Raw genomic sequence first — 14,865 nt, 5'->3', positions numbered from 1 at the left:
TTAGAGTGTGCCAAGCACCATCGGCATAATCACATGGACAAAGGAACTATCACCGACCGGACGAAAGACACCAGCAGCGTTTGGGGTTGTCATCTCAAAGGCGATTTCAGGTGTTTTGATAGCCGAAAGGATTTCAAGAAGATAGCGTCCATTAAAGGCAATTTGTGCTTTGGGGCCTTCGACACGGGCGGTGAGCAGGTCTTCATTTTCTCCTGTCTCGCTTGCCTCGGCCGAAACGATTAACAGTCCCGGGTCGAGTTCGCTATCACCGGGCACAAGCTGAAGGCGCACTACATCATTATTGGCCTGAGCAAAAATCCGGGCTCGTCGAGCTGCCGTGAAAAAGTCATCCCGCCCAGTAATGACGCGGGTGTTCCAGGTTTTCGGGATAATTTGTCGGAATTCAGGGAAATGTCCGTCAATTAAACGGGTAAGGAACTCGAGACGGCCAACGCGCGCGAGTAGTTGACTGCGGCTTGGGGTAACGAGTAGTTCAACAACGTCGCTATCATCGACGCTGCGCGCCAGTTCGTTCAAGGAACGGGCTGGTACGATGACGGCGAGGTTGTCTGCTGCTGGTTCGTCGAGTTCGGCTTCACGCACGGAGAGACGAAAGCCGTCAGCTGCCGCAAGAGTCACGGTCGTGCCTTGAAATTCAAGGTAAACACCAGCAAGCACAGGCCGACTGTCATCGGTTGCTGCCGCAAATGAAACTTGGCCAACCATCTCTTTGAACAATTCACCGGGGATGCGTGCTGTTGCTTGCTGGTCACCAAACGTTGGCAGTGTAGGGAAATCATCGGGGGAAAGCCCTTTAATTGAGGCTTTCACTTTGCCGCAGCTGATGGCAAGCGTTAGCGGATCAGTCGTTTCCATGGAGATAGAATCTTTGGGCAGGGTGTTGACAAAGTCGCTAAAGACATCAGCGCGAATGGTTAACTGTCCCCCTTGAACGACCGTAGCCGGGATGCTGATCGTCATCGCAATTTCGAGGTTAGTCGCGCTCAGCTGCAGGGTATCCTCATAGGCGTCTAGGAGGACGTTTGTTAAGACTGGGAGGGTCGATTTCTTCGCAACAGCCCGACTAACTTGGCTCAATGCTTTTTGCAGTTCAACTTGGTCGCAGGTGAGCTGCACGATCGTCTCCCCTCTCGTGTACGGACACTCTTTGTCAGCATTATAGCATGACGTGCGTGACGCTCCAGTGCCTCGCCATTGGCGTCAATCGGTTGATATGCTACACTTGATCTGGAAATGATGTTCAACTCTGAGAGGAGTTTCTCTCATGGATCGACCTGAACGTCCAGCATTTGATCCTAGTAAGTACCTGACCAAGGTCGGCGGTGGCGACTACCTGGAAGTCAAGTGGCGTCTGCTCTGGTTCCGAACCGAGCATCCGGATGGGGAGATCGACACCGAGCTCGTCGAGCATCGCGATGGTGTTGCGGTCTTTCGCGCTCGCGTGAAGATCCCTGGCGGCGGTTCGGCGACTGGATGGGGCAGTGAAACTGCCGACGATTTCCAGGATTACCTGGAAAAGGCCGAGACGAAAGCGCTCGGCCGTGCACTCGCAGCCCTTGGCTACGGCACACAGTTCTGCCCTGACTTTGAGTTTGGCGCTGCCGAGCGTCGTGTGGTCGATTCCCCTGTCGGCCGGCGTGGCCAGGCCGCAACCGAGCGCCAGATGTCGTACCTGCGCACTATTGCTCGGGCTGCTGGCATCTCTGACGAAGATCTCGATGCGCGGGCACGTGAATTGTACGGCCGCTCTCTGGAAGAACTCGATCGGCGGATGGCTTCGGAATTGATCAACACATTGCAGCGGCAAGATCGCGAACTGCAGCGGCGCCCTGCGTAACGCGTGCGTGTTGACGACAGCACAGCGTTCAGAGCCGCCCAAGGAGTTCTTGGGCGGCTTTCCCATTGTGAAGGTGGCAGCAGTCATTGTGGGTCAGCAACTGAGCCGGTTGCCCAGGCTGCCAGCGAACACACGTGAGCGCACAATTCGCAAAGGGAAAGGCATCGGCTGCCCGAGCCGGGAGTGCAAGAAGGAGACAAAGAAGATAACGAAGTGATCCGCCATGGGCGACGATCAACATGATCTCGTCATTCGGAGCACTTGCGATCGTCTGCTGCAGATCATGCAGAAAGGACTGAAGACGAGCGATCACTGCCTGTTCTGATTCCCCGCCAGGTGGATTCGCTCGGATCGCAGCTGGTACCCGCGTTCGATCAGGCCAGCGGTCTTGACCAACAAGTTCCTGTGCCTCGGCAAATGTTCGCCCCTGTAAAATGCCATAGTGAATCTCGCGCAAGCGGCTATCTTGCTCGACCGGGATACGATGCGGGCGCGTAAGCAACGCAGCCGTTTCGACAGCGCGCGAGAGGTCGCTTGCAATACAGCGGTGAAGGGTAACAGCTGCGAGCCGCTCAGCTAACGCCATGGCCTGTGCCCGGCCAGTGGGGCTGAGCGGCTCATCGAGTTGCCCTTGGATGCGCCGTTCGCTGTTGGCGACCGTCTCACCGTGGCGAACAAGCAGCAGGACGACCATTGTGATTCATGCACCGAGAACAGGGCCCGCTGTGCTAATCTCAGGATCCACGGTCCCCGCAAATTGCCGGAAGTTTTCCTGAAACATGTGGGCAAGAGCTTGGGCTTGTCGGTCATAAGCCTCGGCTGCTTCCCACGTCGCCCGTGGATCGAGGAGGTGGGAAGGTACTCCAGGGCAGTGCTCTGGAACCAGGACACGAAAAACTGGATGTTCATGCTTTGGCACTGTGTCAAGCTCGCCTTGGAGAACGGCGTGGATCATCGCACGTGTATAGGCAATCGGGATGCGCTGCCCGATGCCATAGGGTCCGCCAGTCCATCCCGTATTGACAAGCCAGACTGTTGCACCATGCCGGCGAATGCGTTCGCCGAGTTGCTGCGCATACACCGCCGGGGGGAGGGCTAAGAATGGTGCGCCGAAACAGGTGCTAAACGTTGCCTGAGGAGCAGTTAAGCCAACTTCTGTTCCTGCAACTTTCGCTGTGTATCCAGAAAGGAAATAGTAGAGGGCTTGTTCTTCAGTAAGCTGGCTAATCGGCGGCAGCACCCCAAAGGCATCAGCCGTCAGGAAGAAAATCGTCCGGGGGTGTGGTGCTTGTCCGCCTGGTACATGCGGTTGGACAAACTCAATGGGATAGGCGGCGCGGGTATTCTCGGTAATTGCGTCACTATCGAAATCGACTTGGCGCGAGTCTGGATCAAGGACAACGTTCTCAAGCACTGTTCCAAAGCGTCGGGCGGCAGCATAGATGACTGGCTCGGATTCCTCCCGAATGCGAATCGTTTTCGCGTAGCAGCCACCTTCGAGATTGAAAATCCCGGAATCTGACCATCCGTGTTCGTCATCACCAACCATTGGTCGCTGCGGATCAGTTGAAAGCGAGGTTTTTCCTGTCCCTGAGAGGCCGAAGAAGAGGGCAGTATCGTTGCCGGTAGGCCCGACGTTCGCGGAACAGTGCATGCTGAGCACCCCCTGCTGGGGGAGGTAATAGTTCATGGCCGTAAAGACGGATTTCTTGATTTCGCCTGCGTACGCGGTGCCACCAATCAGAATGATTCCTTCACTGAGGTTGAGGAGGATGAACGCTTCTGAACGGGTACCGTCAATCGTTGGGTTGGCGCGGAAGTTTGGGACACAAATCACGGTAAGGTCTGGTGTGATTGGCTGCCTTCTTCGCCTTGCTGGCCGAATAAATAAGTTGTGGGCAAAAAGGTTATGCCATGCGAACTCTGTTACCACGCGTACGACTCGCCGGTAGTGTGGATCTGCTCCGACGACAAGGTCTTGAACGAACACGTCGCGTCCCTGGAGGTAAGCCGCGACACGCTGCAAAATCGCGTGGAATCGTTCGGGTTCAATCGCTTGGTTGCCGCCCCACCAAACCGTTTCTGCCGTCGTCGTGTCCGCGACGAGGAACTTGTCTTTGGGCGAACGACCTGTTCGTGTGCCTGTCAAGCAGACGAGAGTTCCATCGGTGGAAAGCTGGGCTTCGCCCCGATGGATAGCGTGCTCATAAAGCTGTGCTGGCGAAAGGTTACGGTGGGTTTGGCCAAGGTGGACAAGCGCTGGATGGACTCCTGCGGCATCAAGCACGGTTGACCGTGCCATTGATCTGCTCCTCTCCCTACTCCCTGCCCGACATCACATTCACCCTCAATATGGGGTGGTTGTCGCGTGAAACTTGCGATGCCGCGTCGTCTGCCTGCGCCTGCTCGGTACGATCTTACTCGATGCTGAGGCTTTAGAGAATGAGCATGGCATCGCCAAAGCTATAGAACCGATAACGTTCAGCAACCGCTTCCCGATAAGCTCGAAGGATGAGTTCTCTCCCAGCAAAACTGCTGACAAGCAACATCAACGTGCTGCGTGGCAAGTGGAAATTCGTAATGAGCGCGTCCACAACACGCCACTGATATCCCGGGTAAATATAAAGCGAGGCCCATCCGGCAATGTCTCTGGTTTCGCCGATCCGCTCTGCAATAGATTCGAGTGTTCGTGCCGATGTCGTACCGACAGCAACGACCCGGTGCCCACTCGCTTTCGCAGTGCGAATCGCTGCCAGTGTTTCACTTGGTACCCGATACCATTCTGCGTGCATCTCATGCTGCCGTGCATCTTCGACATGCACCGGCTTGAACGTGCCGAGTGCGACATGTAGCGTCACCCGTGCCAGTCCAACTCCCTGCGCTTGCAGTTGCTCTAGGAGTCGCGGTGTGAAGTGGAGGCCTGCAGTTGGTGCTGCAACGGAACCGGGATGCTGGGCGTACACCGTCTGGTATCGCTCTGGATCGCGGAGCGGTTGATGAATATATGGCGGCAATGGCACATGCCCGTACGCTTCGAGCCGATCAATAAGCGAGCGAGAAAACTCAACGCGAACGCGGCCGCCGCCGAGGTTTTCCAGAATACGGATTGGCTGCGGCTCAGCTGTACTCTCTTCACGTGGGAAGATGGTAATGATTTCGCCAGGGCGCAGACGCCGCGCCGGCCGTGCGAGTGCTTCCCATTCTTCGAGGCGTTCGCCGACATGGAGCAGCAGGATTTCGACTTTGCCACCGGTTGCTCGTTGACCGTAGAGCCGCGCAGGAAGCACTCGCGAATCATTCACGACAAGCAAATCACCAGCATTGAGAAATTGGCCAATTTCCCAAAATCGGCGATGCTGAATTGTTCCGGTTTTGCGCTCAATGACCATTAGTCGAGCTGCATCGCGTGGTTCGATGGGTTCCTGCGCGATGAGTTCAGGGGGAAGTTCGTAATCATAGTCTTCCATGCGAATTGGTTCATCAGCTCGTGGCTCAGTCATTGTTCAGGATCAGCTCCTTCACGCTCATTGTCAAGCGCGAACAACGCAGCTTGAACTGCCTCACGCTCGGCGGGATACGGTATCCCCAGATGGCTATAGGCTCGTCGCGTCGCAATACGCCCTCGCGGGGTACGTTGAATGAACCCAAGTTGCAGGAGATATGGTTCGTAGACATCCATAATCGTGTCAATTTCTTCACTTGTTGCAGCGGCAAGCGTCTGAATGCCAACTGGACCACCATCAAACTTTTCGATGATCGTGCGGAGGATGTGGCGATCGACTTCATCAAGCCCTTGGGCATCAATTGCGAGGAGGCGGAGTGCTTCTTGTGCAACGTGCTGCGTGATTTGTCCGTTTGCCCGGACTTGGGCGTAATCGCGAACCCGGCGAAGCAACCGGAGAGCAATGCGGGGTGTGCCTCGAGAACGCCGGGCAATTTCTCGTGCACCGTCTGGTGTAAGGTCGATATGAAAAATCTGCGCTGCGCGGTCAAGAATCTGAACGAGCGCTTCAACCGGGTAGAAGTCAAGGCGGTAGATAGCTCCAAAGCGATCGCGGAGCGGCGAGGTGAGCAGCGCCAGCCTCGTTGTCGCGCCAACCAGGGTAAAGCGCGGCAGCGTTAAGCGCATGCTGCGCGCACTTGGTCCTTTGCCAATCACGATATCAACAGCAAAATCCTCCATCGCTGGGTACAGGACTTCTTCAACAAGTCGATTGAGACGGTGAATTTCGTCGATAAACAACACGTCACCTGGGCGAAGATTGGTCAAGATTGAGACCAGATCCCCCGGACGTTCAATTGCCGGGCCAGTTGTAATCCGTAAGTTAACGCCCATTTCAGCTGCAATGATACCAGCGAGGGTTGTTTTGCCCAGTCCGGGTGGCCCGTAGAACAGCACATGGTCAAGTGGCTCTCCACGCTCTTGGGCTGCCCGAATAGCGATGCTTAAGCTCTCTTTAATTTGGTCTTGCCCAATGTACTCAGCAAGTCGCCGTGGCCGCACGCTCTGCTCAAGCGATTGCTCTTCATCGCGTTGGCGGCCTGAGACGATACGCGTTTCCATCGGTTCCTTCGCTTCGTGTGACATCACAGTTCGAACGATCACTACAAGGATAGTATTTGTCAACAGAAGTTCACGATGATGGTGCCATCGGCTGTGGCGGAAGCTCTGCCGCATCGATTAACAAAATAGGGATATCATCTTCGATCGGATAGCGCCGTCCACAGCGGGTGCAAACGATGCGGTTGCCTTCCTGGCGAACTGGTGCTTTACACGCAGGACAAGCAAGGATTTCGAGTAATTCAGCCGGAAGTGGTGTGCTTGCTTCTGACCTGTCCATCGCTGCTCCTTCCATACTGCCATGATACCAGCGTTATGGCGCTGGAGTCGGAGTCGCTTGCAAGGCCTTGAGACGTTCTTGGGCTAATCGCGCATAGGGACTCGATGGATCCCGGGCCACAGCCGTTGCATATGCTGCTTTGGCTTGAGCAATATTCGGTTCAGGTTCTTGCTCGGCTAATTGCCCGAGGAAATAGTATGGCGCTGGATCGTGCGGAGCGAGTGCTGCTGCGATTTGTAGCTCTGCTTGCGCGTCAGCGTATCGCCCAGCAAGGAGCAGCATTCGACCGAAGGCGAGGCGAATACGAGGGTCATTCGGTTGGAGTGTGATCGCTTTGGAGTAGAGTTCGGTTGCCTCCTCATAACGGCCACTGTTGGTGAGTACATCAGCGAGGGCAAGGATCGTTGCAAGATCATCCGGCTGAGCCGTCAGCTGGGCACGAAGTCGTGCCTCTTCTGCTCCCGGCGTCACTTCGGGTAGCGCAACTGTCTGATTCGTTTGCTCTCGAGACTGACATTCCAGCAGAAGCGCGCTACTCACGCTGACGAAGAGGAGCGCAAAGCCAATCATGGCACTAACAAGGAGACGAACCGGGCGATGATTCGTCGCCGATTTTCGCTGAGTGGGCCGCCGTGATGTGGACTGGGGTACAGGCGGCATGCGTGCTCCTCTTCGGCGGCTACGATAGTCCGTAAGGAACGAATTGGACGGCTGCTGCAAACACAGCCGTCCAATCGCGAGGGTGCCTCACGGGATTCGAACCCGTAACCACTGGTTCCACAGACCAGCGCTCTGCCGTTGAGCTAGAGGCACCACAACAATGAAAAGGGCGACGCTGAGCGAGTAAGCCGAGTTCTGTTCGTGGTGGTCATCTCTCTCGCCCACAGGGATTCTGCCATGTGGACGGCCGCCTCGTCACCTCAGCGGCTGCTCTCATCCTCGGGCCTCGGCGAGCCACCTCCAAGCGGCCCACTCGGAGATTGCTGCGGGGAGGATTGCCCTTTTCACCCCGGGCACAGCCCGGTCATCGTCTCTGTTGCTCTCACACAGCACAGGTGCTGTGTGCCAATCTGGACTGTCAGCGTCACCGGCCACCGCTGCCCCGGCTTACGCCGGGCACCCTGCTCTGCGCAGCTCGGACTTTCCTCTGGCCAAATCGGCCAGCGACCACCCTGCTCAGCGCCGCCCACGGGTGAAACCCGGGCCGGTGGTGCCGAAGGGGAGATTTGAACTCCCACGGGGTTGCCCCCACTACGCCCTGAACGTAGCGCGTCTGCCAGTTCCGCCACTTCGGCATAATCGCGCACCACGTGCGCTCGCATCAGATAGTATACCGAGCCAGATGCTTTGTGAGCAAGCGGCTATTGATCGGCTTGCGTGCTTTCTTCATAGTAGTCAATTCGCCGGGCTGAAAGTTGGGCTTGAATTTCTTGCATGCTTACCCCAAAGCGCCGAAGCGTATGGCGAACCATCTCGAGTCCAGCTTCGAAGCTTGGGTGGACTACTTCAGTTGCACCAGCTTCGGCAAATCGGCGGACATCGGCCCTCCGGTCGGCGCGAACGATAATGTCAAGAACGGGATTCATGCTGCGAGCTAGCCGAATGGCGCGTTCAGCTGCAAAGGCATCGGGAATCGCAAGCGCAAGCACGCGGGCCTGTTCAATATGAGCTGCGCGAAGAACTTCCGGATTCGCGATATCACCGTAAATAACCGGGAGATTTCGTTGCCGCAGTTGTCGTACAAGGTCGGCATCGCGATCAACAATAATGTAGCGAAAGTGCCGCCGTTCCAGTGCTCGGACAAGCTCGCGTCCAGTTCGACCAAATCCTGCGACAATCGTGTGGCCGCGTAACGGTGGCGCAGGTCGATCAGGAAGAAGCGACGGAGTTGGACGAGCAAGCGGAGCAAGGAGGCGCGAAAGAGAAGGCACCAGATGCGGTGCAAGCGTCGCAAGTGGTGAGGTAAGCAGTGTTGACACGATGACCACAGCAATCACTGTTTTGCCAGCAGTAGACGGCACCACTCCAAGCGCTTCAGCTTGAAGGACTAGCACAAACGAAAACTCACCAATTTGGAGAAGCGGAATCGTTGCTTGTACTGCGACCTCAGGAGGATAGCCCAGACGGGTAAGAAGTCCGCTTGTCACCGCCAATTTGCCGAGGATCGTCATTCCAAGCAAGGTAAGAAATAGTTGCCAGTCAGTGGTGATCGCGTGTGGATCGAAGAGCAGACCAAGCCCGGCGAAGAAGAGTACGCTGAAGACATCCCGTAATGGAGTGATCTCACCGAGCGCGTGAGCCGCAAATTCTGATTCGGAAATGGCAACGCCGGCCAGAAATGCGCCAAGTGCCAGGGACAGGCCTGCGCCTTGAGCCGCGAGCGCGATGGCAAACGCAAGGGCGATGAGAGTAATGAGAAAAAGCTCGCGTGAGCTAAGTCGGGCAACCTGATACAGCATCCTCGGGATGATGCGCGTACCAAGGACGAGCAGAACGACCAGCATAACCAGCGCAATGCTGAGTGAGCGCACAATGCCAAGAAATGCTGCTTGCCACGTTTCTCCGTGACTCAATGCGGAAAGCATGGCAAGGAGGGGAACGACAAGAAGGTCTTGGGCAAGACCAATGCCAAGCACGAGGCGGGCGTATGCCTCGCCAAGAGCCTGACGGTCCTCTAACACGCTTAACGCGACGATGGAACTTGATAACGCGACGACTTCGCCAAAAAAGATTGCCTGCTCAACTGGCCTGCCCAAGGCTATGATCACAAGACTTGTCAGAACAGCGGTGCCGATGACTTGGGGTATGCCCGCCCGGAGGACGATGCGACGAAGTTCGAAGAGTTCTTGCAATGAAAAATGTGCACCGAGCGAGAACATGAGGAATGTGACTCCAAGATCAGCGAAGGCCTGAACCGTTTCCGATTCCGCAACAAGGTGGAAGGTATGTTGTACGATGCCGAGGATGATGCCAGCCACAATATAGCCAGCAAGAACTGGCTGGCGGGCAAGGCGAGCGAGTGTGCCCCCAGCAAGCCCAAGGCTCAGCACAAGCAAGAGGGCAAAAAATGTCTGGGTTGCTTCTCCGCTGGTGTCCATCCCCTCCCATATCTCTTCCTATTGGGCCATTCGTGACCGAGAGCGCGCCCGGCTTCTTCCCCCAACCTTTCCGATCCTACAATCCCCATCCGCTCCGTGACAGCATTGACGTCACGCCAGGCTTCTGTCATACTGTGTACGTACACAAGGTGCTCTGGCTCGATAGCGAACAGCGTTGGCCGCCAGTAGAATTCGATGCTGTTGACAGGCGAGAGAAGAACGTGATCGCCAAGCGTTTTCCGTCCAAGAGCCAGAGCGAGGAGTAGTTGCACCGATGAAGAGCAGTGAGATCCGGAAGCACTTCATTGAATTTTTTGCCGAACGTGGACATGTGCACGTACCAAGCTCATCGCTAATCCCAAGTGACCCAACGGTCCTGCTGACCACAGCTGGCATGCAGCAGATGGTTCCCTATTTCCTAGGCCTTGAAAAGCCTCCCCATACTCGCTTAACGTCGATTCAGAAGTGCTTCCGTACCGTCGATATCGACGAAGTTGGCGATGAAAGTCATCTGACGTTCTTTGAAATGCTCGGTAACTTCTCCGTTGGCGATTACTTCAAGGCTGAGGCGATATCGTGGGCATGGGAATTCCTTACCGAGCGTTTAGGGATACCAGCTGACCGCTGGTATCCTACGGTGCATCCCGATGATGCATTTTCCTATGCCTATTGGCGAGACACGATCAAGGTCCCAGAGGAGCGTATCACCAAACTTGAAGATAACTGGTGGGGGCCCGTTGGGAATACGGGCCCCAATGGGCCAGATTCAGAAATCCATTACGACCGCGGTCCGGCATTTGGCTGTGGACGCCCAGATTGTCGCCCTGGTTGCTCCTGCGGGCGATTTCTCGAGACGTGGAACTTGGTCTTCATGGAGTTTTATAAGGAACCCGATGGATCACAACGCCCTCTGCCGAAAAAGAACATCGACACCGGCATGGGCCTTGAGCGCATTGCCATGATCTTACAAGGTGTGGGTTCCGTTTTTGAGACGGACCTCTTTTTCCCGATTCTTCAAGCAGCAGCTGAAAAAGCGGGCGTCCAGTACAAGCAAAATCCCCGGTATGACCGGTCATTGCGCGTTATTGCTGATCATGCCCGTGGCGTCACGTTTTTGATCGGTGACGGTGTCTTTCCTGGGAACGAGGGCCGCGGGTATGTTCTGCGCCGTGTCTTGCGCCGTGCAATTCGGCATGGCCGTTTGCTTGGACTTGAGGGGCCGTTCCTTGCCGATATTGCTGACGTCGTCATCGCGCACTTCTCTCCCTATTATCCTGAACTCGTTGAGCAACGCGAGCGAATTCATCGTGTCATTAGCCACGAAGAAGCCCTGTTCCAACGGACACTGGCAGCAGGGATTGCCCGCTTTGAAGCCCTTGTCGACCAGCTGCAGCGCTCTGGGGAAACGGTTATTCCCGGTGATGAAGCGTTTCGCCTCTACGATACCTTCGGCTTTCCGTTGGAATTGACTGCCGAACTTGCACGTGAAGCTGGTCTGACCGTTGATCGCGCTGGCTTTGATGCAGCACTTGAGCATCAGCGGGTGCAGAGCCGCGCAAGCGCTGGTCGCTTCGCTGACACTGTCCGTGAACGGGCTGCACTCTATGCACAGTTCAGCGCAGAACCGACCGTCTTCACCGGATATACCGAGCTTGAGAGCGAAGCGACGATTCGCGGCTTGCTATCGCTCAATGAGGCGTTGACAGAAGCCGAGGCAGGGCAAGAAATCGAGGTCATCCTCGATCGTACCCCGTTTTACGGCGAAGCCGGCGGTCAAGTTGGTGATACGGGTCGCATCGAGACGTCAACTGGCATCGCGGAGGTACTGGACACCCAGCGACCGACGCCCGAGCTAATTGTCCATCGTGCTGTGGTCCGCGAAGGATTCTTGCAGGTTGGACAACGGGCACGTGCGATTGTCGATGGTGAACGCCGCGCTGCCATTCGTCGGAACCATACGGCAACGCACTTGCTCCATGCGGCACTCAAGCAGGTGCTTGGTGAGCATGCGCAGCAGGCTGGTTCGCTCGTTGCCCCTGACCGGCTACGGTTCGACTTTACCCATCCGACGGCTCTGACCGAAGAACAACTCTATGCCATTACTCGTAGAGTGAATGAGGAAATTCTGCGCGATCTCCCCGTTGACATTGCCTACAAACCCTATCGCGAGGCCATCGCTGAGGGTGCTATTGCACTCTTTGGTGAGAAGTACGGTGACACAGTACGAGTAGTTTCCATTCCGGGATTTAGCAAAGAGCTTTGTGGCGGTACGCACGTTGCGCGTACCGGTGAAATCGGCCTGTTTTTGATTACCGATGAGTCAAGTGTTGCGAGCGGTGTTCGCCGCATTGAGGCAGTGACGGGGACGCGTAGTGTTGAGCTTGCCTGGCAACTGCGCCACGTTTCTTCGACACTTTCGCAGCAATTGCATGTTCCGGTTGAGCAGTTACCTCAGCACGTCGAAGAAATGCAGTCACGCTTGCGTGAGCTTGAACGGAGTATCCAGCGATTGCAGGCTGAGCTTGCGACTGAACGAGCAAGCCAGGCTCTCACCGATGCGGTCTCGGTCGACGGCATGAAGGTCGTGAGTCTTGAAGTAGAAGCGCCAAGTGTTGAGGTTCTGCGAACAATCGGTGATCGCTTGCGGGAGCGGATTGGCAGCGGGGTCGTGATTCTCGGGAGCGCGATTGAAGGTCGGCCAACGCTCCTTGCCATGGCGACCCGTGATGCGGTGCGGCGTGGAGCGAATGCTGGGGATGTGATTCGTGCGGCGGCTCCGCTCATTGGCGGTCGAGGTGGCGGTCGGCCGGAAATTGCGCAAGGTGGTGGCGTCGACGTCAACCAACTGCGTGCAGCATTGCGCGTCGCCCGTGACGAAGCGGTCCGGCAGCTCCAGCTGACACAAACGGGCTAAGCGAAGTGGAGGCAGGCATGGCGGCATCGGGGGTGCTCCGGCGAACAATTGCCTCTGGCCAGCAACTGCAGGAGTTGCTTGAGCACACAGCCGGTGCTGACAGCCGCCCCATCACCATTGAACTCCGGATTCCGCGAGGAAGCCAAGCGCTTCGCGATGCGACCGACTTCCGTCGACTCGCAGCCCAAGCGCGTGAACGGCAACTTGCCTGTGTGCTCGTTCTTGATCCTGAGGACGTTCGCCGTCGAAGCTTGGCTCAGCTCGTTGGCTTACCTTTTGCCCTTACAACCTACGAGGAAAATGGTGCGCTCGATCTTCCCGATGGTGAACGCGACCAAGAGACTGCATCACTTGCGACGTATCGTCCGGCTCGTCCACCGGAGCCGACAATGTTTGTTTCCCCAACTGGTACCGTTGTCCTTGCACCCGAAAGTCCGCAGCGTACAGCGGTAGCTTCGCCCAAGACTGTTCCTGTCCGGGAAGCAGAGCAAGCGCATACCGCTCGGCCGCGGCAACAACGCCTGGCGCTGCGACGCTGGACGCTGGTGGTTGGGTTGCTCGGGTTCCTGTTGATTGGCGGCGGCATCGCGGCAATGGTCGCCTTGCTCTTTGTCCCGCGTGCCACACTTGTTGTTACCCCGCAAATCATCGATTTAAATGCGACACTAACGTACGGTGTGCAGGGAAGCGCTTCCGGCCTTGATTATGCTGTCCAGCCGCGTCTGATCGAGCAGACATTAACTGCGACCGTGGCCCGGCAAGCGTCAGGAGAGCGTACTGTGCCTGACAAAGCTGCAGAGGGCACAGTCATGTTTGTCAATCCGTATCCGCAAGCGGTTACCATCCCTGCGGGTACTGTCCTGAAAGGACGAAACGGCAAATCTTATCGCCTCGTTGAAGGCGTTTCGATTGCGGCAGCCGATCCGTTTGGCTCGCTCTCCTTTGGCTCAGCACTCGGACACGTCGTGGCGACTACCGCCGGCCCAGATGGGAACGCCGATGCTGGCGTGGTTTCAGGTCAGCTTGACAACGGAATTTTCTACAACAATCAACGTCCAATTACGGGGGGAACGGTGCGAAAAGAGCCGGTTGTCACCCAAGCTGACCTTGATGCCCTGCGCGATCAAGCAACAGCCCAACTGCAAGCGCAAGTCGATGGCGCAATTGCACGAGCGCTCCAGCCGCATGAGCGCTTACTTGATGGCTCCCTGCAGCGCGGTGACGTCCAGCTTTCCTATGACCATAAAGTTGGCGATGTCAGCGATCGCGTGACACTTGTGGCACAAATGACGGTGAAAGCGGCGGCGGTTGACTTTGATGCGCTCCACCAACAAGCGCGCGAGGAGCTTGGAAAACGACTTGTCGCTAATGCGAAAACCGACGTTGTCCTGCTAGGGAGAACGGTCGCGTTTACTGATCCTGAACCGATGCCTGGCACACAGTTGGCTTGGAAGATCTCGGGGCATGCGCAGGCCCGCAAAGTTATTTCCGCCGCTGAGATCAACGAGATACGACAACGCGTACTCGGGAAATCTCTCGCTGAGGCTCAAACAGTTGTGCAAACATTACCAGGTGTTGCTGATGTGTCTGTGGCTGTATCACCGCGATGGGCTCCGCAGCGTATCCCCGATATCGCTTCCCACGTTTCGATTGTGGTCCGTGAAGACCTTGGTGGATCATGAGCGAACGATACCTCGGCCTTGATGTAGGGGAGCGGTATATCGGCGTTGCGATCAGCGATGAGTTGGGACTTGTCGCGAGTCCTTTGATGGTCATCGATGCTCGACGGAATGATCCGTTTGCTGCTCTTGCCCAGCTTGTCGACCAATACCAGGCGGTTGGGCTTGTTGTTGGTTTACCGCGTCAACTGCGGGGCGGCGAAGGAACCCAAGCGAAGACTGTCCGAGCATTCGTCTCCCAGTTACGCGAGCACATTGCTTGTCCAATTGTCTTATGGGATGAATGGCTCACAACTGCCCAGGCTGAGCGTGCACTCATTGCAAGTGGCCAGCGAAGAGAACGGCGACGTCAGGTCATTGACGCGGTTGCTGCCGCGCTCTTACTGCAAAACTATCTCGATGCCCGACGTGCGCAAGGAGATGGGGTGAAGTCCCGTCACCTTGACCAGTAATTGCGTGGCACACTATACTCGCC

General features: G+C 56.5%; 12 protein-coding genes and 2 tRNA genes. 4 read left to right on the top strand and 10 right to left on the bottom strand.

Annotated elements, in window-relative coordinates:
* Complete coding sequence (gene dnaN / locus N675_RS10165) at positions 1–1,137, bottom strand: DNA polymerase III subunit beta (protein ID WP_038039817.1); 1,137 nt, start codon at positions 1,135–1,137, stop codon at positions 1–3.
* 148 nt (positions 1,138–1,285) lie between these two features.
* On the opposite strand from dnaN, the gene N675_RS10160 reads away from it, so the two are divergent.
* The gene (locus N675_RS10160) at positions 1,286–1,858 is read left to right on the top strand and encodes a hypothetical protein (RefSeq protein ID WP_038039816.1); all 573 of its coding nucleotides are present in this window, start codon (positions 1,286–1,288) and stop codon (positions 1,856–1,858) included.
* 28 nt (positions 1,859–1,886) lie between these two features.
* Here the strand turns inward: N675_RS10160 and N675_RS10155 are convergent, their stop codons facing one another.
* The 9 genes from N675_RS10155 to N675_RS10115 all read right to left on the bottom strand — a co-directional run bounded on the left by N675_RS10155 (position 1,887) and on the right by N675_RS10115 (position 9,797).
* Positions 1,887–2,552: a histidine phosphatase family protein gene (locus tag N675_RS10155; RefSeq protein WP_051914621.1), complete on the bottom strand. Its 666-nt coding sequence runs from the start codon at positions 2,550–2,552 to the stop codon at positions 1,887–1,889.
* Positions 2,553–2,558: 6 nt separating this feature from the next.
* On the bottom strand, positions 2,559–4,160 hold the full coding sequence (gene pckA / locus N675_RS10150; protein ID WP_038039815.1) for a phosphoenolpyruvate carboxykinase (ATP): 1,602 nt from the start codon (positions 4,158–4,160) through the stop codon (positions 2,559–2,561).
* Between the two features lie 133 nt (positions 4,161–4,293).
* The gene (gene queA / locus N675_RS10145; protein ID WP_231578013.1) at positions 4,294–5,358 is read right to left on the bottom strand and encodes a tRNA preQ1(34) S-adenosylmethionine ribosyltransferase-isomerase QueA; all 1,065 of its coding nucleotides are present in this window, start codon (positions 5,356–5,358) and stop codon (positions 4,294–4,296) included.
* Entirely contained in the window at positions 5,355–6,422 is a 1,068-nt protein-coding gene (gene ruvB, locus N675_RS10140) for a Holliday junction branch migration DNA helicase RuvB (RefSeq protein ID WP_051914620.1), read from the bottom strand. The genes queA and ruvB overlap by 4 nt, the downstream gene beginning before the upstream one ends.
* Positions 6,423–6,492: 70 nt before the next feature.
* Positions 6,493–6,699: a Trm112 family protein gene (locus N675_RS10135; RefSeq protein WP_038039813.1), complete on the bottom strand. Its 207-nt coding sequence runs from the start codon at positions 6,697–6,699 to the stop codon at positions 6,493–6,495.
* A gap of 33 nt (positions 6,700–6,732) precedes the next feature.
* Positions 6,733–7,359 carry a tetratricopeptide repeat protein gene (locus N675_RS10130; protein ID WP_038039812.1) on the bottom strand — a complete coding sequence of 209 codons (627 nt, stop codon included), beginning with the start codon at positions 7,357–7,359 and terminating at the stop codon, positions 6,733–6,735.
* A gap of 81 nt (positions 7,360–7,440) precedes the next feature.
* Positions 7,441–7,512 (bottom strand) — tRNA-His (locus N675_RS10125).
* A gap of 395 nt (positions 7,513–7,907) precedes the next feature.
* Positions 7,908–7,994 (bottom strand) — tRNA-Leu (locus N675_RS10120).
* Positions 7,995–8,060: 66 nt separating this feature from the next.
* A complete protein-coding gene (locus tag N675_RS10115; protein ID WP_038039811.1) occupies positions 8,061–9,797 on the bottom strand; it encodes a cation:proton antiporter in 1,737 nt (578 codons plus the stop codon).
* Between the two features lie 274 nt (positions 9,798–10,071).
* On the opposite strand from N675_RS10115, the gene alaS reads away from it, so the two are divergent.
* The 3 genes from alaS to ruvX are packed head-to-tail and all read left to right on the top strand — an operon-like array spanning position 10,072 to position 14,842.
* Positions 10,072–12,711, top strand: coding sequence for an alanine--tRNA ligase (gene alaS / locus N675_RS10110; RefSeq protein WP_038039810.1), 2,640 nt, complete (start codon positions 10,072–10,074; stop codon positions 12,709–12,711).
* Between the two features lie 17 nt (positions 12,712–12,728).
* Complete coding sequence (locus tag N675_RS10105; RefSeq protein ID WP_038039809.1) at positions 12,729–14,393, top strand: baseplate J/gp47 family protein; 1,665 nt, start codon at positions 12,729–12,731, stop codon at positions 14,391–14,393.
* The gene (gene ruvX, locus N675_RS10100; RefSeq protein WP_038039808.1) at positions 14,390–14,842 is read left to right on the top strand and encodes a Holliday junction resolvase RuvX; all 453 of its coding nucleotides are present in this window, start codon (positions 14,390–14,392) and stop codon (positions 14,840–14,842) included. Before N675_RS10105 ends, ruvX begins: the two co-directional genes overlap by 4 nt.
* The last annotated feature ends 23 nt before the right edge of the window (positions 14,843–14,865 follow it).

Source organism: Thermorudis peleae (genome assembly GCF_000744775.1).
Taxonomy (GTDB): Bacteria; Chloroflexota; Chloroflexia; order Thermomicrobiales; family Thermomicrobiaceae; genus Thermorudis; species Thermorudis peleae.
Note: the sequence above shows the minus strand (reverse complement) of the source record. Positions and strands in the feature narration are given on the sequence as shown.

Coding starts and splice junctions, on each gene's coding strand:
- N675_RS10160 (WP_038039816.1), top strand. CDS start 1,286: ATGGATCGACCTGAACGTCCAGCATTTGATCCTAGTAAGTACCTGACC.
- N675_RS10155 (WP_051914621.1), bottom strand. CDS start 2,552: ATGGTCGTCCTGCTGCTTGTTCGCCACGGTGAGACGGTCGCCAACAGC.
- pckA (WP_038039815.1), bottom strand. CDS start 4,160: ATGGCACGGTCAACCGTGCTTGATGCCGCAGGAGTCCATCCAGCGCTT.
- queA (WP_231578013.1), bottom strand. CDS start 5,358: ATGACTGAGCCACGAGCTGATGAACCAATTCGCATGGAAGACTATGAT.
- ruvB (WP_051914620.1), bottom strand. CDS start 6,422: ATGGAAACGCGTATCGTCTCAGGCCGCCAACGCGATGAAGAGCAATCG.
- N675_RS10135 (WP_038039813.1), bottom strand. CDS start 6,699: ATGGACAGGTCAGAAGCAAGCACACCACTTCCGGCTGAATTACTCGAA.
- N675_RS10130 (WP_038039812.1), bottom strand. CDS start 7,359: ATGCCGCCTGTACCCCAGTCCACATCACGGCGGCCCACTCAGCGAAAA.
- N675_RS10115 (WP_038039811.1), bottom strand. CDS start 9,797: ATGGACACCAGCGGAGAAGCAACCCAGACATTTTTTGCCCTCTTGCTT.
- alaS (WP_038039810.1), top strand. CDS start 10,072: ATGAAGAGCAGTGAGATCCGGAAGCACTTCATTGAATTTTTTGCCGAA.
- N675_RS10105 (WP_038039809.1), top strand. CDS start 12,729: ATGGCGGCATCGGGGGTGCTCCGGCGAACAATTGCCTCTGGCCAGCAA.
- ruvX (WP_038039808.1), top strand. CDS start 14,390: ATGAGCGAACGATACCTCGGCCTTGATGTAGGGGAGCGGTATATCGGC.